This is a genomic window from Salinimicrobium sediminis, assembly GCF_900215295.1.
Lineage (GTDB): Bacteria > Bacteroidota > Bacteroidia > Flavobacteriales > Flavobacteriaceae > Salinimicrobium > Salinimicrobium sediminis.
On record NZ_OCMF01000003.1, the window covers coordinates 82,427 to 102,922 of the forward strand.

At 40.4% G+C, this 20,496-nt stretch carries 33 protein-coding genes; all 33 read left to right on the plus strand.

The genetic code is table 11. The features are described 5' to 3' along the window. Position 1 precedes the first annotated feature (1 nt). The 33 genes from fusA (at position 2) to CRO16_RS11535 (ending at position 20,476) form a co-directional block, all read left to right on the plus strand. Positions 2 to 2,113 (plus strand): elongation factor G, encoded by a 2,112-nt coding sequence (fusA, locus tag CRO16_RS11375; protein ID WP_097056528.1) that lies wholly within the window; start codon positions 2 to 4, stop codon positions 2,111 to 2,113. Positions 2,114 to 2,124: 11 nt separating this feature from the next. Next, the gene (rpsJ, locus tag CRO16_RS11380; protein WP_009779180.1) at positions 2,125 to 2,430 is read left to right on the plus strand and encodes a 30S ribosomal protein S10; all 306 of its coding nucleotides are present in this window, start codon (positions 2,125 to 2,127) and stop codon (positions 2,428 to 2,430) included. 150 nt (positions 2,431 to 2,580) lie between these two features. After that, a complete protein-coding gene (rplC, locus tag CRO16_RS11385; RefSeq protein ID WP_097056529.1) occupies positions 2,581 to 3,192 on the plus strand; it encodes a 50S ribosomal protein L3 in 612 nt (203 codons plus the stop codon). Further along, positions 3,192 to 3,821 (plus strand): 50S ribosomal protein L4, encoded by a 630-nt coding sequence (rplD, locus tag CRO16_RS11390; protein WP_097056530.1) that lies wholly within the window; start codon positions 3,192 to 3,194, stop codon positions 3,819 to 3,821. Before rplC ends, rplD begins: the two co-directional genes overlap by 1 nt. A 5-nt stretch (positions 3,822 to 3,826) precedes the next feature. After that, entirely contained in the window at positions 3,827 to 4,117 is a 291-nt protein-coding gene (gene rplW / locus CRO16_RS11395) for a 50S ribosomal protein L23 (RefSeq protein WP_029037130.1), read from the plus strand. A 9-nt stretch (positions 4,118 to 4,126) separates the two neighbouring features. Further along, positions 4,127 to 4,954: a 50S ribosomal protein L2 gene (rplB, locus tag CRO16_RS11400; protein ID WP_097056531.1), complete on the plus strand. Its 828-nt coding sequence runs from the start codon at positions 4,127 to 4,129 to the stop codon at positions 4,952 to 4,954. Positions 4,955 to 4,960: 6 nt separating this feature from the next. Further along, positions 4,961 to 5,239, plus strand: a complete 279-nt coding sequence (rpsS, locus tag CRO16_RS11405; RefSeq protein ID WP_029037132.1) for a 30S ribosomal protein S19 — start codon at positions 4,961 to 4,963, stop codon at positions 5,237 to 5,239. A gap of 8 nt (positions 5,240 to 5,247) precedes the next feature. Next, a complete protein-coding gene (rplV, locus tag CRO16_RS11410) occupies positions 5,248 to 5,655 on the plus strand; it encodes a 50S ribosomal protein L22 (RefSeq protein WP_097056532.1) in 408 nt (135 codons plus the stop codon). An 8-nt stretch (positions 5,656 to 5,663) separates the two neighbouring features. Further along, positions 5,664 to 6,386, plus strand: coding sequence for a 30S ribosomal protein S3 (gene rpsC / locus CRO16_RS11415; protein WP_097056533.1), 723 nt, complete (start codon positions 5,664 to 5,666; stop codon positions 6,384 to 6,386). 19 nt (positions 6,387 to 6,405) lie between these two features. Next, positions 6,406 to 6,825: a 50S ribosomal protein L16 gene (rplP, locus tag CRO16_RS11420; protein ID WP_097056534.1), complete on the plus strand. Its 420-nt coding sequence runs from the start codon at positions 6,406 to 6,408 to the stop codon at positions 6,823 to 6,825. Positions 6,826 to 6,836: 11 nt separating this feature from the next. Continuing rightward, entirely contained in the window at positions 6,837 to 7,028 is a 192-nt protein-coding gene (gene rpmC, locus CRO16_RS11425; RefSeq protein ID WP_097056535.1) for a 50S ribosomal protein L29, read from the plus strand. Between the two features lie 17 nt (positions 7,029 to 7,045). After that, complete coding sequence (gene rpsQ, locus CRO16_RS11430) at positions 7,046 to 7,303, plus strand: 30S ribosomal protein S17 (protein WP_097056536.1); 258 nt, start codon at positions 7,046 to 7,048, stop codon at positions 7,301 to 7,303. Between the two features lie 2 nt (positions 7,304 to 7,305). Beyond that, positions 7,306 to 7,674 (plus strand): 50S ribosomal protein L14, encoded by a 369-nt coding sequence (gene rplN / locus CRO16_RS11435; RefSeq protein ID WP_029037137.1) that lies wholly within the window; start codon positions 7,306 to 7,308, stop codon positions 7,672 to 7,674. Between the two features lie 12 nt (positions 7,675 to 7,686). Next, entirely contained in the window at positions 7,687 to 7,998 is a 312-nt protein-coding gene (gene rplX / locus CRO16_RS11440) for a 50S ribosomal protein L24 (RefSeq protein WP_097056537.1), read from the plus strand. A gap of 2 nt (positions 7,999 to 8,000) precedes the next feature. Further along, positions 8,001 to 8,552: a 50S ribosomal protein L5 gene (gene rplE, locus CRO16_RS11445; RefSeq protein ID WP_097056538.1), complete on the plus strand. Its 552-nt coding sequence runs from the start codon at positions 8,001 to 8,003 to the stop codon at positions 8,550 to 8,552. Positions 8,553 to 8,554: 2 nt separating this feature from the next. Next, positions 8,555 to 8,824, plus strand: coding sequence for a 30S ribosomal protein S14 (gene rpsN / locus CRO16_RS11450; RefSeq protein WP_097056539.1), 270 nt, complete (start codon positions 8,555 to 8,557; stop codon positions 8,822 to 8,824). A 61-nt stretch (positions 8,825 to 8,885) separates the two neighbouring features. Next, positions 8,886 to 9,284, plus strand: a complete 399-nt coding sequence (gene rpsH, locus CRO16_RS11455) for a 30S ribosomal protein S8 (RefSeq protein ID WP_097056540.1) — start codon at positions 8,886 to 8,888, stop codon at positions 9,282 to 9,284. Positions 9,285 to 9,303: 19 nt separating this feature from the next. Further along, positions 9,304 to 9,846 carry a 50S ribosomal protein L6 gene (rplF, locus tag CRO16_RS11460; RefSeq protein WP_097056541.1) on the plus strand — a complete coding sequence of 181 codons (543 nt, stop codon included), beginning with the start codon at positions 9,304 to 9,306 and terminating at the stop codon, positions 9,844 to 9,846. Positions 9,847 to 9,857: 11 nt separating this feature from the next. After that, positions 9,858 to 10,217: a 50S ribosomal protein L18 gene (gene rplR, locus CRO16_RS11465; RefSeq protein ID WP_097056542.1), complete on the plus strand. Its 360-nt coding sequence runs from the start codon at positions 9,858 to 9,860 to the stop codon at positions 10,215 to 10,217. 5 nt (positions 10,218 to 10,222) lie between these two features. Next, positions 10,223 to 10,747 carry a 30S ribosomal protein S5 gene (gene rpsE, locus CRO16_RS11470; protein WP_029037144.1) on the plus strand — a complete coding sequence of 175 codons (525 nt, stop codon included), beginning with the start codon at positions 10,223 to 10,225 and terminating at the stop codon, positions 10,745 to 10,747. Positions 10,748 to 10,759: 12 nt separating this feature from the next. Next, positions 10,760 to 10,942 carry a 50S ribosomal protein L30 gene (gene rpmD, locus CRO16_RS11475; protein WP_029037145.1) on the plus strand — a complete coding sequence of 61 codons (183 nt, stop codon included), beginning with the start codon at positions 10,760 to 10,762 and terminating at the stop codon, positions 10,940 to 10,942. A gap of 9 nt (positions 10,943 to 10,951) precedes the next feature. Next, complete coding sequence (rplO, locus tag CRO16_RS11480) at positions 10,952 to 11,404, plus strand: 50S ribosomal protein L15 (RefSeq protein ID WP_097056543.1); 453 nt, start codon at positions 10,952 to 10,954, stop codon at positions 11,402 to 11,404. A gap of 10 nt (positions 11,405 to 11,414) precedes the next feature. Continuing rightward, positions 11,415 to 12,752, plus strand: a complete 1,338-nt coding sequence (secY, locus tag CRO16_RS11485) for a preprotein translocase subunit SecY (protein ID WP_097056544.1) — start codon at positions 11,415 to 11,417, stop codon at positions 12,750 to 12,752. Then, positions 12,752 to 12,967 (plus strand): translation initiation factor IF-1, encoded by a 216-nt coding sequence (gene infA, locus CRO16_RS11490; RefSeq protein WP_006988529.1) that lies wholly within the window; start codon positions 12,752 to 12,754, stop codon positions 12,965 to 12,967. The genes secY and infA overlap by 1 nt, the downstream gene beginning before the upstream one ends. Positions 12,968 to 12,972: 5 nt before the next feature. Beyond that, positions 12,973 to 13,089 carry a type B 50S ribosomal protein L36 gene (gene ykgO, locus CRO16_RS11495; RefSeq protein WP_037325435.1) on the plus strand — a complete coding sequence of 39 codons (117 nt, stop codon included), beginning with the start codon at positions 12,973 to 12,975 and terminating at the stop codon, positions 13,087 to 13,089. A gap of 2 nt (positions 13,090 to 13,091) precedes the next feature. Continuing rightward, positions 13,092 to 13,466: a 30S ribosomal protein S13 gene (gene rpsM, locus CRO16_RS11500; protein WP_097056545.1), complete on the plus strand. Its 375-nt coding sequence runs from the start codon at positions 13,092 to 13,094 to the stop codon at positions 13,464 to 13,466. 8 nt (positions 13,467 to 13,474) lie between these two features. Beyond that, positions 13,475 to 13,864: a 30S ribosomal protein S11 gene (gene rpsK / locus CRO16_RS11505; RefSeq protein ID WP_029037149.1), complete on the plus strand. Its 390-nt coding sequence runs from the start codon at positions 13,475 to 13,477 to the stop codon at positions 13,862 to 13,864. Between the two features lie 88 nt (positions 13,865 to 13,952). Next, on the plus strand, positions 13,953 to 14,558 hold the full coding sequence (rpsD, locus tag CRO16_RS11510) for a 30S ribosomal protein S4 (protein ID WP_097056546.1): 606 nt from the start codon (positions 13,953 to 13,955) through the stop codon (positions 14,556 to 14,558). Positions 14,559 to 14,578: 20 nt separating this feature from the next. Further along, complete coding sequence (locus CRO16_RS11515) at positions 14,579 to 15,571, plus strand: DNA-directed RNA polymerase subunit alpha (protein ID WP_097056547.1); 993 nt, start codon at positions 14,579 to 14,581, stop codon at positions 15,569 to 15,571. A gap of 98 nt (positions 15,572 to 15,669) precedes the next feature. Next, entirely contained in the window at positions 15,670 to 16,164 is a 495-nt protein-coding gene (rplQ, locus tag CRO16_RS11520; RefSeq protein WP_097056548.1) for a 50S ribosomal protein L17, read from the plus strand. A 185-nt stretch (positions 16,165 to 16,349) separates the two neighbouring features. Beyond that, complete coding sequence (carA, locus tag CRO16_RS11525; protein ID WP_097056549.1) at positions 16,350 to 17,462, plus strand: glutamine-hydrolyzing carbamoyl-phosphate synthase small subunit; 1,113 nt, start codon at positions 16,350 to 16,352, stop codon at positions 17,460 to 17,462. A 159-nt stretch (positions 17,463 to 17,621) separates the two neighbouring features. After that, positions 17,622 to 18,914: a phosphopyruvate hydratase gene (gene eno / locus CRO16_RS11530; protein ID WP_097056550.1), complete on the plus strand. Its 1,293-nt coding sequence runs from the start codon at positions 17,622 to 17,624 to the stop codon at positions 18,912 to 18,914. A 272-nt stretch (positions 18,915 to 19,186) separates the two neighbouring features. Beyond that, positions 19,187 to 20,476, plus strand: a complete 1,290-nt coding sequence (locus CRO16_RS11535) for a citrate synthase (protein ID WP_097056551.1) — start codon at positions 19,187 to 19,189, stop codon at positions 20,474 to 20,476. The last annotated feature ends 20 nt before the right edge of the window (positions 20,477 to 20,496 follow it).

The window sequence follows — 20,496 nt, forward strand, 5'->3', positions numbered from 1 at the left end:
AATGGCACAAAGAGATTTAAAATTTACAAGAAATATAGGTATTGCTGCGCATATTGATGCCGGTAAAACCACTACAACAGAACGTATTCTTTTCTACACCGGTATTAGCCATAAGATTGGTGAAGTGCACGATGGAGCTGCGACTATGGACTGGATGGAGCAGGAGCAGGAGCGTGGGATCACCATTACTTCGGCTGCTACACATTGTAAGTGGATGTACCGTGATCAGGAATATACTGTTAATATTATTGATACTCCGGGTCACGTTGACTTTACCGTAGAGGTAGAGCGTTCATTGCGTGTACTTGATGGGATGGTTGCTCTTTTCAGTGCGGTTGATGGTGTGGAACCTCAATCTGAAACTGTTTGGAGGCAGGCCGACAAATATAAAGTTCCAAGATTAGGTTTCGTTAATAAAATGGACCGTCAGGGAGCTGACTTCTTTAAAGTATGTAGTCAGGTAAGAGAAATGCTTGGAGGGAACCCTGTTCCGCTTCAGGTGCCGATTGGTGATGAAGTAGATTTCAAAGGTGTTGTTGATCTTATCGCTAAGAAAGCTATTATCTGGAACGAAGAAGATTTCGGAATGACTTATGAAACCATCGATATTCCTGAGGAATTGATGGAAGACGTAAATAAATACCGGGCTGAACTTGTTGAGGCGGTTGCCGAATACGATGAGGCTCTTATGGAGAAGTTCTTCGAAGACGAAAACTCAATTACCGAAGATGAGATCATTGCTGCGCTTAGGGCTGCAACAATTGATATGTCTATCATTCCAATGATGTGTGGTTCTTCCTTTAAGAATAAAGGAGTGCAGGCAATGTTGGATGCGGTAATGCGTTACCTTCCTTCTCCGGTAGATATTGAAGCTATTCAGGGGATCAATCCTGATACTGAAAAAGAAGAAAGCAGAAAACCTTCTGTAGATTCTCCTTTTGCAGCTCTTGCTTTTAAAATTGCTACCGATCCTTTCGTTGGGCGTTTAGCTTTCTTTAGAGTTTACTCTGGTGCACTTGATGCCGGATCTTACATTTTGAACACCCGTTCAGGAAAGAAAGAGCGTATCTCACGTATTTACCAAATGCATGCTAATAAACAGCAGCCAATTGATAGAATTGAGGCAGGAGATATAGGTGCAGCTGTTGGATTTAAAGATATTAAGACAGGGGATACCATGACAGATGAGAAGCACCCAATCGTGCTTGAGTCTATGTCTTTCCCTGAGCCGGTAATTGGTATCTCTGTGGAGCCTAAAACTAAGGCAGATGTTGATAAGATGGGTATGGCTTTAGCAAAACTTGCCGAAGAGGATCCAACTTTCCAGGTGAAGACAGATGAGGCTTCAGGTCAAACAATTATCTCTGGTATGGGTGAGCTTCACCTTGAGATCCTTGTTGATCGTCTTAAAAGAGAATTTAAAGTTGAAGTTAACCAGGGGCAGCCTCAGGTTGAGTATAAGGAAGCTGTTACTAAAGTTGCAGACCATAGAGAGGTTTATAAGAAACAATCTGGTGGTCGTGGTAAATTTGGGGACATTGTTTTCAAATTGGGACCTGCAGATGCAGATTTCAAGGGACCCGGACTTCAATTCGTTGATGAGATCAAAGGTGGACGTATTCCTAAAGAATTCATTCCATCTGTAGAAAAAGGATTTAGAGAAGCTATGAAAAACGGGCCTCTTGCCGGGTTTAACATGGATACTCTAAAAGTTAACCTTTTGGATGGATCTTTCCACCCCGTGGATTCCGATCAACTTTCGTTTGAACTGGCTGCTAAAATGGGATATAAAGTAGCTGCTAAAAAAGCAGGGGCTGTGATCCTTGAGCCAATCATGAAAGTAGAAGTGGTTACTCCTGAAGAGAACATGGGAGATATCGTAGGAGATTTGAACAGACGTAGAGGACAGGTAAATGACATGTCAGACCGTTCCGGAGCTAAAGTTATCAAGGCTGAAGTTCCATTATCTGAAATGTTCGGATATGTTACTACACTTCGTACCCTTTCTTCGGGTCGTGCAACTTCTACAATGGAATTCTCTCATTATGCTGAAACTCCTTCAAATGTTTCAGAAGAAGTTATTAAAGCAGCTAAGGGATCCGCTAACGATTAATTATCAGGAAAATGAGTCAAAAAATCAGAATAAAACTAAAATCTTACGATCATAACCTGGTAGATAAATCTGCCGAAAAGATCGTAAAAACCGTAAAAAGTACGGGAGCTGTGGTAACTGGACCAATTCCATTGCCAACTCACAAGAAGATCTTTACTGTATTGCGTTCTCCTCACGTTAATAAAAAATCGAGAGAACAGTTTGAGTTAAGCTCTTATAAGAGACTACTTGATATTTACAGTTCGTCTTCTAAAACTATTGATGCCTTGATGAAACTTGAATTGCCAAGTGGAGTAGAGGTAGAGATAAAAGTGTGATAAACACAACCGGCTTCGAAGGTGTTCGCGGCCATACATGTCCCGAGCCTTAGGCAAGGGAAAAACGGTGAAAAATACATTCAGGATTGGAAGTGTTTTTCAATCCTGAATATTTTTAAATAAATATAAATTAATAACTAATAATTAATTATGTCTGGGTTAATAGGAAAAAAGATTGGCATGACCAGCATTTTTGACGAGAACGGAAAGAACATTCCTTGTACCGTTATTGAAGCAGGACCATGTGTAATTACCCAAGTCAGAACCAAAGAGGTTGACGGGTACGAAGCTCTTCAACTTGGTTTCGATGACAAAAAGACTGCTAATAAGGCTGCTACAGGGCACGCCAAAAAAGCCGGAGCCGCAGCAATGCGCAAAGTCGTTGAATTCAAGGGATTTGAAGGAGAGCACAAATTAGGTGATACTATCACCGTAGAACATTTTACTGAAGGTGAATTCATTGACGTTTCCGGAATTTCTAAAGGGAAAGGTTTTCAAGGGGTTGTAAAGCGCCACGGTTTTGGTGGTGTGGGACAAGCTACTCACGGACAGCATAACAGATTAAGAGCTCCTGGTTCTATTGGTGCTGCTTCTTATCCTGCGAGAGTTTTCAAAGGAATGAGAATGGCCGGAAGAATGGGTGGCGAAAAAGTAAAAGTAGAAAACCTGAGAGTTCTAAAAGTGATTGCCGATAAGAATCTGCTTGTAGTAAGTGGAGCTGTACCGGGACATAAGAACTCTTACGTAATCATTCAGAAGTAATGGAAGTAGCAGTTTTAGATATAAAAGGAAAAGAAACAGGGAGAAAGGCAAACCTTTCTGATGCTGTTTTTGCAGTGGAGCCGAACAACCATGCTGTTTATCTTGATGTGAAGCAATACCTGGCCAATCAAAGGCAGGGAACTCACAAGGCGAAAGAACGTGCAGAGATTTCTGGTTCTACCCGTAAGATCAAGAAACAAAAAGGTACAGGTACTGCCCGTGCGGGAAGTATCAAGTCTCCTATTTTTAAAGGAGGAGGTAGAGTTTTTGGTCCAAGACCAAGAAGCTATTCCTTCAAATTGAATAAGAACCTGAAGAGACTGGCAAGAAAATCTGCCTTGTCTATGAAAGCAAATGACAACTCCATAATAGTTGTAGAAGATTTTTCTTTTGACACTCCAAAAACAAAGAATTTTATCGATGTTTTGAATGCATTGGGGCTGGCAGGGAAAAAATCTTTGATAGTGTTGGGTGACTCGAATAAAAACGTATATTTGTCGTCACGCAATTTAAAGGCCTCTGAGGTTGTAAGTGCTTCAGAATTAAGCACTTACAAAATTTTAAACGCAAATAATCTTGTGTTTTTAGAGGGGTCTCTGGAAGGAATTGAGTCGAATTTAAGTAAATAAGCATTATGAGTATCTTAATAAAACCTATTATTACAGAGAAAGCTACAGCCGATAGCGAACTTAACAATAAGTACGCTTTTGTAGTTGATAATAAGGCGAATAAGATTGAAATTAAAGACGCAGTTGAGTCTGCTTATGGTGTTTCAGTTACTAAAGTTCGTACAATTAACGTTCGCCCGGACAGAAAAACCCGTTACACAAAGACGGGTGTTGTCACTGGTAAAACCAGCGCCTATAAAAAGGCACTAGTACAGGTGGCGGAAGGTGAGACTATTGATTTATATAGTAATCTTTAAGATTAAAAAATGTCAGTTAGAAAATTAAAACCAATTACCCCTGGTCAGCGATTTAGAGTAGTGAACGGATTTGACGCGATCACTACTGATAAGCCGGAGAAAAGTTTATTGGCTCCGAACAAAAGATCTGGTGGTAGAAACAGTCAAGGTAAAATGACCATGCGCTACATTGGTGGTGGTCATAAAAAACGTTACAGGATCATTGATTTTAAGAGGGACAAGCAGGGAATTCCTGCAACTGTAGCTTCTATTGAATATGATCCAAACAGAACTGCCTTTATCGCACTATTGAATTATCAGGATGGTGAGAAACGATATATTATTGCTCAAAATGGACTTCAGGTTGGGCAGAACATAGTATCGGGAGTTGAAGATGTAGCGCCGGAGATCGGAAATGCTATGCCTTTGTCTAATATTCCATTAGGTACTATTATCTCTTGTATTGAGCTTAGACCTGGACAGGGAGCTGTTATGGCTCGTAGCGCCGGTGCATTCGCTCAGTTAATGGCAAGAGAAGGGAAATACGCAACCATTAAACTACCTTCAGGAGAGATCCGTAGAGTATTGGCTAGCTGTGTTGCAACAATTGGAGCTGTTTCAAACAGTGATCACCAGTTGCTTGTTTCAGGAAAAGCCGGTAGAAACAGATGGTTGGGTAGAAGACCAAGAACAAGACCGGTTGTAATGAACCCAGTAGATCACCCAATGGGTGGTGGGGAAGGCCGTGCTTCTGGAGGTCACCCGCGTTCAAGAAAGGGTATTCCTGCTAAAGGATTCAGAACCCGTTCTAAGACCAAAGCGAGTAATAAATATATTGTAGAACGTAGAAAGAAATAATAAGATATGGCACGTTCATTAAAAAAAGGACCTTACGTTCACTATAAATTAGAGCAGAAAGTAGCTCAGAACACAGAGTCTGGAAAAAAAGCGGTTATTAAGACCTGGTCAAGGGCTTCCATGATCACTCCGGATTTTGTTGGACAAACTATTGCCGTTCACAACGGACGTCAATTTGTTCCGGTTTATATCACTGAGAACATGGTAGGTCACAAATTAGGTGAATTTTCACCAACAAGATCTTTTAGAGGTCATGCTGGTGCTAAAAATAAAGGTAAAAAATAATTGAAGCTATGGGAGTTCGTAAAAGAGAAAGAGCAGAGCAAACGAAAGAAGCTAAGAAGCAGATAGCTTTTGCTAAACTAAATAACTGCCCTACTTCACCAAGAAAAATGCGTTTGGTTGCAGACCTTGTTCGTGGTGAAAAAGTAGAAAGAGCGCTTCATATTTTGAAATTCAATTCTAAGGATGCATCCAAGAATCTTGAAAAACTGTTATTGTCGGCAATTGCTAACTGGCAGTCAAAGAATGAAGATGCAAGCATTGAAGATGCAGAGTTGTTTGTAAAGGAGATTCGTGTTGACGGTGGGAGTATGTTGAAAAGACTACGTCCTGCTCCACAGGGTCGCGCACATAGAATTAGAAAACGTTCCAACCACGTCACATTAGTGCTTGGAGCTAACAATAATACACAAAGCTAGTTAAGAGTATGGGACAAAAAACAAATCCAATCGGGAATCGTCTTGGTATCATTAGAGGATGGGAATCCAACTGGTACGGAGGAAATGACTACGGCGACAAATTAGCCGAAGACGATAAGATTAGAAAATACATCCATGCTCGTCTTTCTAAAGCGAGTGTATCAAGAGTAATTATTGAGCGTACTCTTAAGCTTGTAACCGTTACTATCACCACAGCCCGTCCTGGTATCATTATTGGTAAAGGCGGCCAGGAGGTAGACAAGTTGAAGGAAGAGCTTAAAAAAATTACCGACAAGGAAGTTCAGATCAACATCTTTGAGATCAAAAGGCCAGAACTTGACGCACATCTTGTTGCATCAAGTGTTGCAAGACAAATCGAGAATCGTATCTCCTACCGTCGTGCAATTAAAATGGCTATTGCGGCTGCGATGAGAATGAACGCTGAAGGAATTAAGATCCAGATCTCCGGCCGTTTAAACGGTGCTGAGATGGCGCGTTCAGAAGGTTACAAAGATGGACGAATTCCTTTGTCTACATTTAGAGCCGACATTGATTATGCTTTAGTTGAAGCTCATACTACTTATGGTAGATTGGGTGTTAAGGTATGGATCATGAAAGGTGAGGTATACGGTAAAAGAGAACTTTCTCCACTTGTTGGCATGGCCAAAAAACAAGGAGGAAAAACCGGAACCGGACGAAGTGGTGCACCAAAATCACGTCGTAGAAAGTAATTTTTTAAAGTAAAAGAAAATGTTACAGCCTAAAAGAACAAAATATCGCAAAATGCAAAAGGGCCGTATGAAAGGTGTTTCTCAAAGAGGACACAGGCTTTCTAACGGAACTTTTGGTATCAAGTCTTTAGACTCAAATTTTGTGACTGCAAGACAAATAGAAGCTGCGCGTATTGCTGCTACCCGTTTCATGAAGAGGGAAGGTTCACTCTGGATCAAAATTTTTCCAGACAAGCCAATCACCAAGAAGCCTCTTGAAGTACGTATGGGTAAAGGTAAAGGTGCCGTGGAATACTGGGCTGCAGTTGTAAAACCCGGAAGAATACTTTTTGAAGTAGGAGGTGTACCTTTTGATGTTGCAAAAGAGGCTTTACGCCTGGCAGCACAAAAACTTCCTGTGAAAACTAAGTTCATTGTAGCTAGAGATTATCAAGCTTAATAAGATACGTTATGAAACAATCAGAAGTTAGAGAATTGTCTGTAGCAGAATTACAGGAAGAACTTGGTAAATCAAGGAAAGCATATTCCGATCTTAAAATGGCTCACGCAGTATCGCCATTAGAGAACCCAATACAGTTAAGAACTGTAAGAAGATCTATAGCGCGTATTGCTACAGAGTTAACTAAAAGAGAACAACAATAAGTGTTATTCTGCTGAAAATGGAAAAAAGAAACTTAAGAAAAGAGCGTATAGGTGTTGTCACCAGTAATAAGATGATGAAATCTATTGTGGTTTCTGAAACTAAAAAGGTAAAGCACCCCATGTATGGAAAATTCGTTTTGAAAACGAAGAAGTACGTGGCTCACGACGAAACAAATGACTGCAACATTGGAGATACAGTAAGGATCATGGAAACACGTCCTATGAGTAAGTCTAAATGTTGGAGACTAGTAGAAATAATTGAAAGAGCGAAGTAATTATGGTACAACAAGAGTCTAGATTAAGAGTTGCAGACAATACCGGAGCTAAAGAAGTTTTAGTGATCCGCGTATTGGGCGGTACAAATAGAAGATACGCTTCTGTTGGAGACAAAATCGTTGTCAGCGTAAAAGAAGCTACACCGAACGGAAACGTAAAAAAGGGTGCAGTTTCAACAGCAGTTGTTGTTCGTACCAAAAAAGAAGTGCGCAGACCAGACGGATCATATATCCGTTTTGATGATAATGCCTGTGTTCTGCTTAACCCTGCTGGGGAAATGAGGGGAACACGTGTATTTGGACCTGTAGCGCGTGAGCTTCGTGATAAGCAATTCATGAAGATCGTATCATTGGCACCAGAAGTGCTTTAATACAGAAACAAGATGAAAAAGCTTAAAATAAAAACCGGAGATACTGTTCGCGTAACTGCTGGAGACCACAAAGGTCAGGAAGGTAAAGTACAGCTGGTATTAATGGATAAGAATAAAGCCATTGTTGAAGGTGTAAATATGGTTTCTAAACATGAGAAGCCAAGCGCATCAAATCCTCAGGGCGGAATTAAGAAGAAGGAAGCACCTATTCATATTTCCAATCTTTCTTTAATAGACAAAAATGGTGATACCACCAGGGTTGGATATAGAACAGAGAATGATAAGAAAGTAAGGTTTTCCAAAAAATCCAATGAAGTAATTTAGTTATGGCCTACGAACCAAGACTTAAGAAAGAGTATAAAGAGAGAGTGATCTCCGCTCTTACAGAAGAATTCAGCTACTCCAATGTTATGGAGGTTCCTAAACTACAGAAGATAGTTGTGAGCCGCGGAGTTGGAGCTGCTGTTGCAGATAAAAAGCTTATTGACTATGCAGTTGATGAATTGACTGCTATTACCGGTCAAAAAGCTGTTTCGACCATATCTAAAAAGGATGTTGCTTCTTTTAAATTACGTAAGGGGATGCCAATTGGGGCAAAAGTTACCTTACGTGGAGAAAGAATGTATGAATTTCTTGATCGTTTGATCACTTCTGCACTTCCACGTGTAAGGGATTTCAACGGAATCAATGCAACAGGCTTTGATGGAAGAGGAAACTATAACCTGGGTGTTACAGAACAAATCATTTTCCCTGAGATCGATATCGACAAGGTGAACAGGATCAACGGGATGGATATCACCTTTGTTACCAGCGCCAATACCGATAAGGAAGCAAAATCATTGTTAACTGAACTGGGGTTACCTTTTAAAAAGAATTAATTATGGCTAAAGAATCAATGAAAGCCCGTGAGGTGAAGAGACAAAAAATGGTAGAAAAGTATGCTGAAAAACGCAAGGCTCTAAAAGAGGCTGGTGATTATGATGCACTACAAAAATTACCAAAGAATGCCTCTCCAGTTCGTTTGCATAACCGTTGTAAGCTAACAGGAAGACCTCGGGGATATATGAGACAATTTGGAATCTCCCGTGTTACCTTTAGAGAAATGGCTAACAATGGATTGATCCCGGGTGTTAAAAAAGCAAGTTGGTAAGAATATAAATTGGAAGAAGGTTCGACATGAGATCGAAAACCACTTCCGCAAATTGAAATAGATGAATACAGATCCTATTGCAGATTATTTAACAAGAATTAGAAATGCGGTTGCTGCAAACCACAGAGTGGTGGAGATCCCCGCTTCTAATCTTAAAAAGGAAATTACCAAGATTCTTTTTGATCAGGGGTACATCCTTAGCTACAAGTTTGATGATTCTACTGCCCAGGGCAGCATCAAAATTGCACTAAAATATGATAAGGTAACCAAAGAACCTGTTATCAAAAAAATTCAGCGCATAAGTAAACCCGGTTTACGTAAATATGCCGGTGCCAATGAACTTCCTCGTATCCTTAACGGCCTTGGAATTGCTATTGTTTCTACTTCCCACGGTGTAATGACCGGAAAGCAGGCACAACAGGAAAAAGTTGGTGGTGAGGTATTGTGCTACGTTTACTAATATTTAAAGACGAAAAGAAATGTCCAGAATAGGTAAAAGTCCAATCACAGTTCCAGAGGGTGTTACAGTAAACATTAATGACGGGATTGTAACGGTAAAAGGAAAATTAGGAGAGCTTTCTCAGGAATTCTCAGAGATCGATATTACTATCGAGGACGGGGTAATCACTTTGGAGCGTCCTTCAGATAAAAAGGAACATAAAGCGAAACACGGTCTTTACCGTGCTTTGATTAATAATATGATCGAAGGTGTGTCTAAAGGATTTACACATGAGCTTGAACTTGTTGGTGTAGGTTACAGAGCAACAAACCAGGGACAAAAATTGGATCTGGCTGTTGGGTACTCTCATAACATTGTCTTAGATTTGGCACCCGAAGTTAAAGTGGAAACAGTTTCAGATAAAGGTAAGAACCCAATCGTGAAATTAACTTCACATGACAAGCAACTGGTTGGTCAAATAGCTGCAAAGATCCGTTCTTTCCGTGCACCGGAACCTTATAAAGGTAAAGGTATTAAGTTCAAAGGAGAACAATTAAGAAGAAAAGCAGGTAAATCAGCTTAATAAGTAAGATTATGGCAGTGTCAAAACAAGATAGAAGAAATAAGCTCAGGAAGAGGATCAGAAGAGATATCAATGGTACTCAAGGTCGTCCAAGACTTTCAGTTTTCAGAAGCAATAAGGAGATCTATGCTCAAATTGTCAATGATGTGGATGGAAAAACTTTGGTATCCGCTTCTTCAAGAGATAAAGAAGTTGCATCTGCGACTGTAGAGAACAAAATAGAGCAGGCAGCCTTAGTTGGTAAAGCTATTGCTGAAAAGGCTTTAAAGGCCGGGATAGAAACCATTTCTTTTGATAGGGGAGGTTACTTGTATCACGGAAGAGTAAAATCATTAGCAGAAGGTGCTCGCGAAGGAGGACTAAAATTCTAGAAGATATGTATCAGGATTATAAAAACGTAGAACTTGTAAAACCGGGCGGACTTGAATTAAAGGATCGTTTGGTAGGTGTACAACGTGTTACCAAGGTTACAAAAGGTGGTAGAGCTTTCGGCTTTTCTGCAATTGTAGTTGTAGGTGATGAAAATGGTGTTGTAGGCCACGGGTTAGGAAAATCAAAAGAGGTAGCCGACGCAATCTCTAAAGCAGTAGAAGACGCAAAGAAAAACCTGGTGCGTATTCCTCTTAACAAGGGTACACTTCCTCACGAGCAAAAAGGTAAATACGGTGGTGCAAGAGTTATGTTGTTACCAGCAGCTCCCGGTACTGGAGTAATTGCCGGTGGTGCTATTCGTGCGGTACTGGAATCTGTTGGGGTACATGATGTACTTTCGAAGAATCAGGGATCTTCTAACCCTCACAACGTGGTAAAAGCTACTTTTGATGCTTTACTTCAATTGAGGAGTGCAGAGACCGTTGCAAAGCAACGCGGTATTTCTCTTGAAAAAGTTTTTAAAGGATAATAACAAGGAATAATGGGAAAAATAAAAGTTACTCAGGTAAAAAGTGCTATTAAACGCACTCAAAACCAAAAACGTACTTTGGAAGCGCTTGGTCTAAGAAAGCTTGGACAGGTTGTGGAGCATGAGAATACGCCAAACATCCTTGGTATGGTAAATAAAGTTAATCACCTGGTTTCCGTTGAGGAGACAAAATAAGAATTGCACATGGATTTAAGTAACTTAAAACCTGCTAAAGGTTCAGTTCAAAGTAACAGTAAACGTGTTGGGCGTGGAGAAGGATCAGGGAAAGGCGGAACTGCTACCCGTGGTCACAAAGGTGCCAAATCACGTTCAGGTTACTCCAGGAAAATTGGATTTGAAGGAGGACAAATGCCACTTCAAAGACGAGTTCCAAAATTTGGTTTTACCAACATAAATCGTAAGGACTACCAGGGGATCAATCTTGATACACTTCAGTCTCTTGTTGATGAAGGTAGAATTACAGATACGGTTGATATGAATGTTCTTGTTGAGAACGGGTTGGCCGGGAAAAATGAGTTGGTTAAGATATTGGGTAGAGGAGAATTAAAAGCTAAGTTGAAAATATCTGTTCATAAATTTACTGCCTCAGCAAAGCAAGCTATCGAAGCTGCTGGTGGTGAAGCTGTTACTTTATAATAGATAAGCAATGAAATTCATCAATACATTAAAGAATATCTGGAAAATCGAGGAGCTAAAAAACAGAATTTTAGTGACCCTCGGTTTGTTGTTGGTGTATCGTTTTGGAGCACAGGTAGTGCTTCCGGGGATTGATGCGTCTCAATTAGCTAATTTAGCCACTCAAACAGACGGTGGTCTTTTAGGATTGCTGAATGCTTTTACAGGAGGTGCATTTTCAAATGCTTCTGTATTTGCCCTGGGGATTATGCCTTATATCTCTGCTTCGATTGTAGTGCAGTTGATGGGAATTGCGGTTCCATATCTTCAGAAATTGCAAAAGGAAGGAGAAAGTGGCCGTAGAAGGATCAATCAAATTACGAGATGGCTTACCATTGCTATTACTTTGGTACAGGGGCCGGGTTATATTTATAACCTTTTTGCCACCCTTCCGTCAAGTGCTTTCCTGTTAGGAAGTACTGTGACATTTGTGGCTTCATCTGTAATTATCCTTACAACAGGAACCATTTTTGCCATGTGGTTGGGTGAGAAAATTACCGATAAAGGTATTGGTAACGGGATCTCTCTACTTATCATGGTTGGTATTATCGCAACTTTACCGCAGGCGTTCATTCAGGAATTTGCTTCCAGGGTATTCGAATCAAACGGTGGTCTTATTATGATCCTAATCGAACTTGTTATCTGGTTCGTGATCATTCTGGCCAGTGTGATGTTGGTGATGGCTGTACGACAAATCCCGGTGCAGTATGCTAGAAGAACTGCAACCGGTGGTTATGAAAAGAATGTTTTTGGTTCAAGACAATATATCCCTTTAAAGCTTAATGCTTCGGGAGTAATGCCTATTATTTTCGCACAGGCGATCATGTTTATACCTGCGGCCGTAGCCGGACTTTCACAGTCTGATACTGCCCAGGGAGTAACTGCAGCCTTCAGTGATATTTTCGGCTTCTGGTACAATTTGGTGTTCGCGTTGTTAATCATAATTTTTACGTACTTTTACACCGCAATTACTGTACCTACCAATAAAATGGCAGATGATCTTAAACGTAGTGGTGGTTTCATTCCGGGGATTCGTCCCGGTACAGAAACTGCCGAATTTTTAGACAGGATCATGTCACAAATCACCCTACCGGGTTCTGTTTTCCTGGCGCTTATCGCAGTGTTCCCTGCAATTATCGTTTCACTTTTAGGAGTACAGGCTGGATGGGCTTTGTTCTTTGGAGGAACATCATTATTGATCATGGTTGGAGTTGCAATCGACACCATGCAACAGGTAAATTCATACTTGTTGAACAGGCATTATGATGGACTGATGAAAACCGGTAAAAACAGAAAAGCAGTAGCGTAATGGCAAAACAATCGGCAATTGAACAAGACGGAACGATCATTGAAGCATTATCAAATGCGATGTTCCGGGTGGAATTAGAGAATGGTCATGTGGTGACCGCGCATATTTCAGGTAAGATGCGTATGCATTATATTAAGTTGTTACCTGGAGACAAAGTGAAATTAGAAATGAGCCCGTACGATTTATCAAAGGCTCGAATAACTTACAGATACTAATAACGATGAAAGTTAGAGCATCAATTAAAAAAAGAAGTGCCGAGTGCAAAATTGTGCGAAGAAAAGGCAGACTGTACGTGATTAACAAAAAGAATCCAAAATTTAAACAAAGACAAGGGTAGTTATGGCTAGAATTGCAGGTGTTGATATACCAAAACAAAAGCGAGGCGTTATAGCATTGACCTATATCTTCGGAATTGGAAAGAGCAGAGCTCAGGAAATTCTTAAAGAGGCCAACGTAGATGAGAGCAAGAAAGTTTCAGATTGGAACGATGACGAGATCGGAAGCATCCGTGAAGCCGTTGGAGCTTTTAAGATTGAAGGAGAATTACGTTCAGAGATCCAGTTAAGCATTAAGCGCTTGATGGATATTGGAAGTTACAGGGGAATTCGTCACAGAGCGGGATTACCGTTAAGAGGACAAAGAACCAAGAACAACTCCAGAACCAGAAAAGGAAGAAGAAAAACAGTTGCAAACAAAAAGAAAGCAACTAAATAATAAGTAGGATGGCAAAAGCAAAAGCAACTCAAAAGAAGCGTAAGGTAAATGTTGAGTCTATTGGAGAAGCGCATGTTACTGCTTCTTTCAACAACATTATCATTTCGTTGACCAATAAAAAAGGTGATGTGATCTCCTGGTCTTCTGCCGGTAAAATGGGCTTTAGAGGATCTAAGAAAAACACTCCTTATGCAGCACAATTGGCTGCAGAAGACGCATCTAAAGTGGCTCATGAAGCCGGTCTTCGTAAGGTAAAAGTATATGTGAAAGGACCAGGAAACGGTAGAGAATCTGCGATTCGTTCCCTTCACAATGCCGGAATTGAAGTAACCGAGATCATCGATGTTACTCCACTTCCACACAACGGATGTCGTCCTCCAAAAAGACGTAGAGTTTAATTAACAAGTATAACAAAAGTAAGCAAAGAGATCTGCGAAGGACAGTGACCTTAATTCCACGATCGCTTGCTTTATAATCAATTTTTCAATGGCAAGATATACTGGTCCAAAGACTAAAATCGCCCGTAAATTCGGGGAAGCTATTTTCGGAGATGACAAATCATTCGAAAAAAGGAATTATCCTCCGGGACAGCACGGTAACAACCGTCGTCGCGGTAAAAAATCTGAATATGCTATCCAGTTAATGGAAAAGCAAAAAGCAAAGTATACCTATGGTATCCTTGAGCGTCAATTCAGAAACATGTTTGAAAAAGCAACACGTGCCCAGGGAATTACCGGGGAGGTGCTTTTACAACTTGCAGAGTCTCGTTTAGACAATGTGGTATACCGAATGGGTATTTCTCCTTCTAGACGTGGAGCAAGACAATTAGTTTCTCACAGGCACATTACCGTTAACGGAGAATTAGTAAACATTCCTTCTTACCAGCTTAAGGCGGGAGATGTTGTAGGAGTAAGAGAGAAATCTAAATCCTTAACTGCCATCCAGGATTCATTGGCTAATTCAAGCAGTGTATATGAATGGATCACATTCAACAACGAAACTAAGCAAGGAACTTATGTTTCTGTACCGGCAAGAGTTCAGATTCCGGAAAATATAAATGAACAATTCATCGTCGAATTATATTCGAAATAATAATTCACAGAAGTCGTAATATGGCAATATTAAATTTTCAGAAGCCCGATAAAGTTATAATGATTGATTCAACCGATTTCGAAGGGAAATTTGAATTTCGCCCTTTGGAACCAGGTTATGGATTAACTGTTGGTAACGCTCTAAGGAGAGTACTTTTATCTTCACTTGAAGGGTTCGCTATTACTTCGGTTCGTATCGAAGGAGTAGAACACGAATTCTCAACTATCCCGGGGGTAGTGGAAGACGTAACCGAAATCATTCTTAACCTTAAACAGGTAAGGTTTAAAAGGCAAATTGATGAAATAGACAATGAAGCCGTTACAATTTCTGTTTCAGGACAAGAGCAGTTAACTGCCGGGCATTTCCAAAAGTTCATCTCGGGATTCCAAATCCTTAACCCGGATCTTGTGATCTGCAATATGGATAAGAAGGTAAATGTGAACATGGAAATTACCGTTGAAAAAGGTAGAGGATATGTTCCTGCTGAAGAGAACAGGAAAGCCAACGCCGCTTTAGGTTCTATCTATGTTGACTCGATCTACACTCCGGTGAAGAACGTTAAGTACAGCATTGAGAACTATAGGGTTGAACAAAAGACCGATTATGAGAAACTTGTATTTGAGATCTCTACAGATGGTTCTATTCATCCTAAAGAAGCGCTTACTGAAGCTGCCAAGACTCTAATCCACCACTTTATGTTGTTCTCTGATGAGCGCATCACTTTGGAGGCCGATGAAATTGCACAAACTGAAACCTATGATGAAGAATCTCTTCACATGCGCCAGTTGCTAAAAACCAAACTTGTTGACATGGATCTTTCAGTTAGAGCATTGAACTGCCTGAAAGCTGCTGAAGTTGACACTCTTGGTGACCTGGTATCATACAACAAGAATGATCTAATGAAGTTCCGCAACTTCGGAAAGAAATCTCTTACTGAACTTGAAGAATTGGTGAACAACAAAGGATTGAACTTTGGAATGGATCTTTCAAAATATAAATTAGATAAAGACTAGTTGCGGCTTAAATCGCAATTAGCAACCTTATAATACAATAACCGTCATAATTTGCTCCTCAAAGCGGGTCGCAGCAAGATGATGAAACAAAAAATGTCATGAGACACGGAAAGAAAATAAACCACTTAGGAAGACAAACTGCTCATCGCAAGGCGATGTTGGCAAACATGGCTTGTTCTTTAATTGAGCACAAGCGTATCAACACTACTGTAGCAAAAGCTAAAGCTTTAAAGCAATTCGTGGAGCCGTTGGTAACTAAGTCGAAAGAAGATACTACTCACAACAGAAGAATAGTTTTCAGTAAACTTCGCGATAAAGAAGCGATCACTGAACTTTTCCGTGAAGTAGCCCCTAAGGTAGGTGACCGTCCCGGTGGATATACCAGGATCATTAAATTGGGTAACCGTTTAGGAGATAACGCAGATATGGCCCTTATCGAGCTTGTAGATTATAACGAAACTTATAACGTGAACAAGCCGGAGAAGAAGAAATCTACCCGTAGAGCTGGTAGAGGTAAGAAAGCTGCCGATGCGCCTCAGGCAAAACCTGAAGCTTCTGCTGATGACAAGAAAACTGAAGGAAACGAGGAATAGAAATGAATCTTTCTTCATAAATTTTAAAAAGGATAAGCCATTAAAGCTTATCCTTTTTTTATACCCTCTCCCCGGGGATTCCTGAAAGGGGAAAAATTGAAGTGTTTTAAAATCAATAAATAGCAACTCAAAGTTATCTCATTCAAAAATGATAGTTTTGTAGAAGAAAAAAGGAGAAAGCGTTTATGAAATACCAAACCAGAAAAAAGGCAATCCTGTTATTGGAAGACGGAACCATCTTTCATGGAAAAGCCGTAGGCGACAAAGATGGAAAAGCCTTTGGAGAAGTCTGTTTCAACACGGGAATGACCGGGTATCAGGAAATTTTTACAGATCCGTCATATTTTGGGCAGATCATGGTGACCACTAATGCACATATTGGTAATTATGGGGCAAAGGAAGATGAAAAAGAAGCTGAAACTGCGCAGATCTCAGGGTTGGTTTGCAAGAACTTCAGCTATAATCAATCACGGCCTGCTGCAGATGAAACCCTGAAAGAGTTTTTGGATAAAAGCGATCTTTTTGCCATTTCAGACGTGGATACCCGTGCACTGGTGACCTACATTAGGGAAAATGGTGCTATGAATGCTGTGATCACCACAGACTTTGAGGATATGGAAGCTCTTAAAAATGAACTTTCAGAAGTGCCTGATATGAATGGGCTTGAACTGGCTTCAAAGGTTTCCACCAAAGAACCTTATTTCTTCGGTGATGAATCAGCCCGCTTTAAAGTAGCGGTTCTTGATGTGGGTGTCAAAAAGAGCATTTTAAAGCACCTTTCCACCAGGGATGTCTATTGCAAGGTTTTCCCGTATAATGCCACTTATAATGAAATGAAGGAATGGGAGCCACAGGGATACCTTATTTCTAACGGACCCGGTGATCCACAGCCGCTAGGAAATGCCATTCAGGTTGCCAAAGATATTATTGCTGAAGATAAACCGCTTTTCGGGATCTGTCTCGGCCACCAGATAATCGCTCTTGCTAACGGAATTTCAACTTACAAAATGCACCACGGGCATAGGGGGATTAATCATCCTATCTTAAATTTAGAAACAGGAAAAGGGGAGATCACCTCGCAAAATCATGGATTCTCAATTAACAAAGAAGAGACCGAAGCGCATCCTGATGTATTGGTGACCCATACCCATCTAAACGACCAAACGGTGGCAGGGATTAGGATTAAGAACAAGAATTGTTTTTCTGTTCAGTATCATCCTGAAGCCAGCCCGGGCCCAAATGATGCTCATTATTTATTTGATGAGTTCATTCACAACCTTATCAAGGTAAAAGCTTAAAATTAAATCCCCGCACCGGCGGGGATTTTTTATCTACATCGGTTTCGTTAATAAAATTCTCTTAATTCCATTGAAGTATAAACGCAGGTTTTTACTATTCTTTTGAAGTATTCGTATCTTGCAGGGGCTAAAAAAGATAATTAATTAAAATTTATAAAAATGAGCATTATAATAAATATACACGCCCGCCAGATCTTTGATTCCCGCGGAAATCCTACCGTAGAAGTTGATGTGGAGACCGAAAATGGAGTTATTGGAAGAGCTGCTGTTCCTTCAGGAGCTTCCACTGGAGAGCATGAAGCTGTAGAGCTTCGTGACGGCGGCAAGGATTATATGGGAAAAGGAGTTTCTAAAGCAATAAAAAATGTAAATGAAGTAATTGCTGAAGAACTGTTGGGTTACTCAGTTTTTGATCAGAACATTGTGGATCAGGCGATGATCGAACTGGACGGAACGCCGAATAAATCCAAGCTTGGAGCTAATGCTATTCTGGGAGTTTCCCTTGCTGTGGCAAAAGCTGCCGCGAATGAATTGAATATGCCGCTTTATCGCTACGTGGGAGGAGTAAGTGCCAATACGCTTCCGGTGCCTATGATGAACATTATCAACGGGGGTTCTCACAGTGATGCACCAATAGCTTTTCAGGAATTCATGGTGATGCCTGTAAAGGCAAAAACCTTTTCCGAAGCCTTAAAAATGGGAACAGAGATCTTCCACAACCTGAAAAAGGTATTACACGATCGCGGACTTAGCACTGCAGTAGGTGATGAAGGAGGATTTGCACCGACTCTTGACGGAACAGAAGATGCACTTGATACGATTTTAAAATCTATCAAAAATGCGGGATATAAGCCGGGAGAAGAAGTGATGATCGCACTGGACTGTGCAGCTGCCGAATTTTATCACAATGGAAAGTATGACTACTCAAAATTTGAGGGAGAATCAGGAAAAATAAGAAGCAGCGAAGAACAGGCAGAATATCTTGCTGAACTGGCTTCCAAATATCCGATTATTTCTATTGAAGATGGAATGGATGAAAATGACTGGGATGGCTGGAAAGCTCTAACAGAAAAAATTGGAGATAAGGTGCAGTTGGTAGGAGATGATCTTTTTGTAACCAACGTGGAACGCTTGTCAAAAGGAATTGAAAATAAGATTGCAAACTCAATCCTTATTAAGGTAAACCAGATAGGTACTTTAACTGAAACTATTTCGGCAGTTAATATGGCTCATAATGCAGGTTATACTTCTGTAATGTCTCATCGTTCGGGAGAAACCGAAGACAATACCATTGCAGACCTTGCGGTTGCCTTAAATACCGGGCAGATCAAAACGGGTTCTGCTTCGCGGAGTGATCGTATGGCAAAATACAATCAGCTGTTGAGAATTGAGGAGGAGTTAGGTAGTGTTGCGTATTTTCCGCAGGAAAAAGCCTTCAAGATCAAAAAATAGTTAATTAAGTAGAACAAATATTAAAGCCTTTCCTTTTCGGAAAGGCTTTTTGTTTTAAAATATGATGTTTGTCATACTTCCTGAATTCCATCCTATTTATATTTAACTAAATTGAAAATAGTAGAAAAGATAACCTTTTTAGAAAAGGCTGTTGTTGCCGGGATTTTCCCTGCTATTCTAGTCAAGGAAAAGGCTGTTCCTGTCCGAAAATAAGGGAGAATTTTGTAAATTAGCAATCCTTAAAATAAATTAAAAGCAAATCCATAAAAGATATGTCAAAAGTAGCTACTCTAAAAATAGATGGAAAGACCTACGACCTGCCGATGGTAGTGGGCACAGAAAATGAGGTCGCAATCGATATTACCAAGTTAAGAGGTGAAAGTGGGGCCATTACCCTGGACCCGGGTTACAAAAATACCGGAGCTTGTGAAAGCGCGATAACTTTTCTTGATGGGGAAGAAGGTATTTTAAGATATCGTGGTTATTCCATTGAAGAACTTGCTGAAAAGGCTGATTTTCTGGAGGTAGCATACCTGCTTATTTTTGGGGAGTTGCCTAATGCTTCTCAACTACAGAAATTTAATACAGATATTCTTGATCAAAGCATTGTAAATGAAGACATGAAAACCGTGCTAAAAGGTTTTCCTGAAACTGCACACCCAATGGGAGTTCTTTCTTCCCTTACAAGTGCCCTTACTGCTTTCAATCCCAAGTCTGTCAATGTAGATTCGGAAGAAGATATGTATAGGGCTATAGTAAAGATCCTTGCAAAATTTCCGGTGCTTGCTGCATGGACCCTAAGGAAAAAGAATGGGCAGACTCTTTATAATAAAGATACCAACCTTGGGTACGTGGAAAGTCTTCTAAAAATGATGTTCCAGGACGATAATCCAAAGAGAAATTATAAGCAGAATAAAGTGGTAGTGAATGCTCTTGATAAATTGCTTATTCTGCACGCAGACCATGAGCAAAACTGTTCTACTTCCACAGTAAGGATCGTGGGCTCTTCTCACGCAGGTTTGTTCGCTTCTATATCTGCAGGTGTTTCTGCCCTTTGGGGACCTCTTCATGGAGGTGCTAATCAGGCTGTGATCGAAATGCTGGAGGAGATCAAAGCAGATGGAGGGGATACTTCTAAATTCATTGAAAAAGCAAAAGATAAGGATGATCCATTCAGATTAATGGGCTTTGGACACAGAGTATATAAAAACTTTGATCCAAGAGCTAAAATCATTAAAAAAGCAGCCGATGAAGTACTTGGGCAGTTAGGAGTTGATGATCCTATTCTTGAAATTGCTAAGGGCCTTGAAAAGGCAGCCTTAGAAGATCAATATTTTATTGACAGGAAGCTTTATCCCAACGTGGATTTCTATTCAGGAATTATATACCGCGCAATGGGTATACCTACAGAAATGTTCACAGTTATGTTTGCGGTAGGTCGTCTTCCAGGTTGGATCGCCCAGTGGAGAGAAATGAGACTTAACAAGGAGCCAATAGGCCGTCCACGTCAGGTTTATATTGGAGAGACTAAGCGTTCTTTTAAATCAATAGAAAACAGATAGAATATCTTCAGGTATTCTGT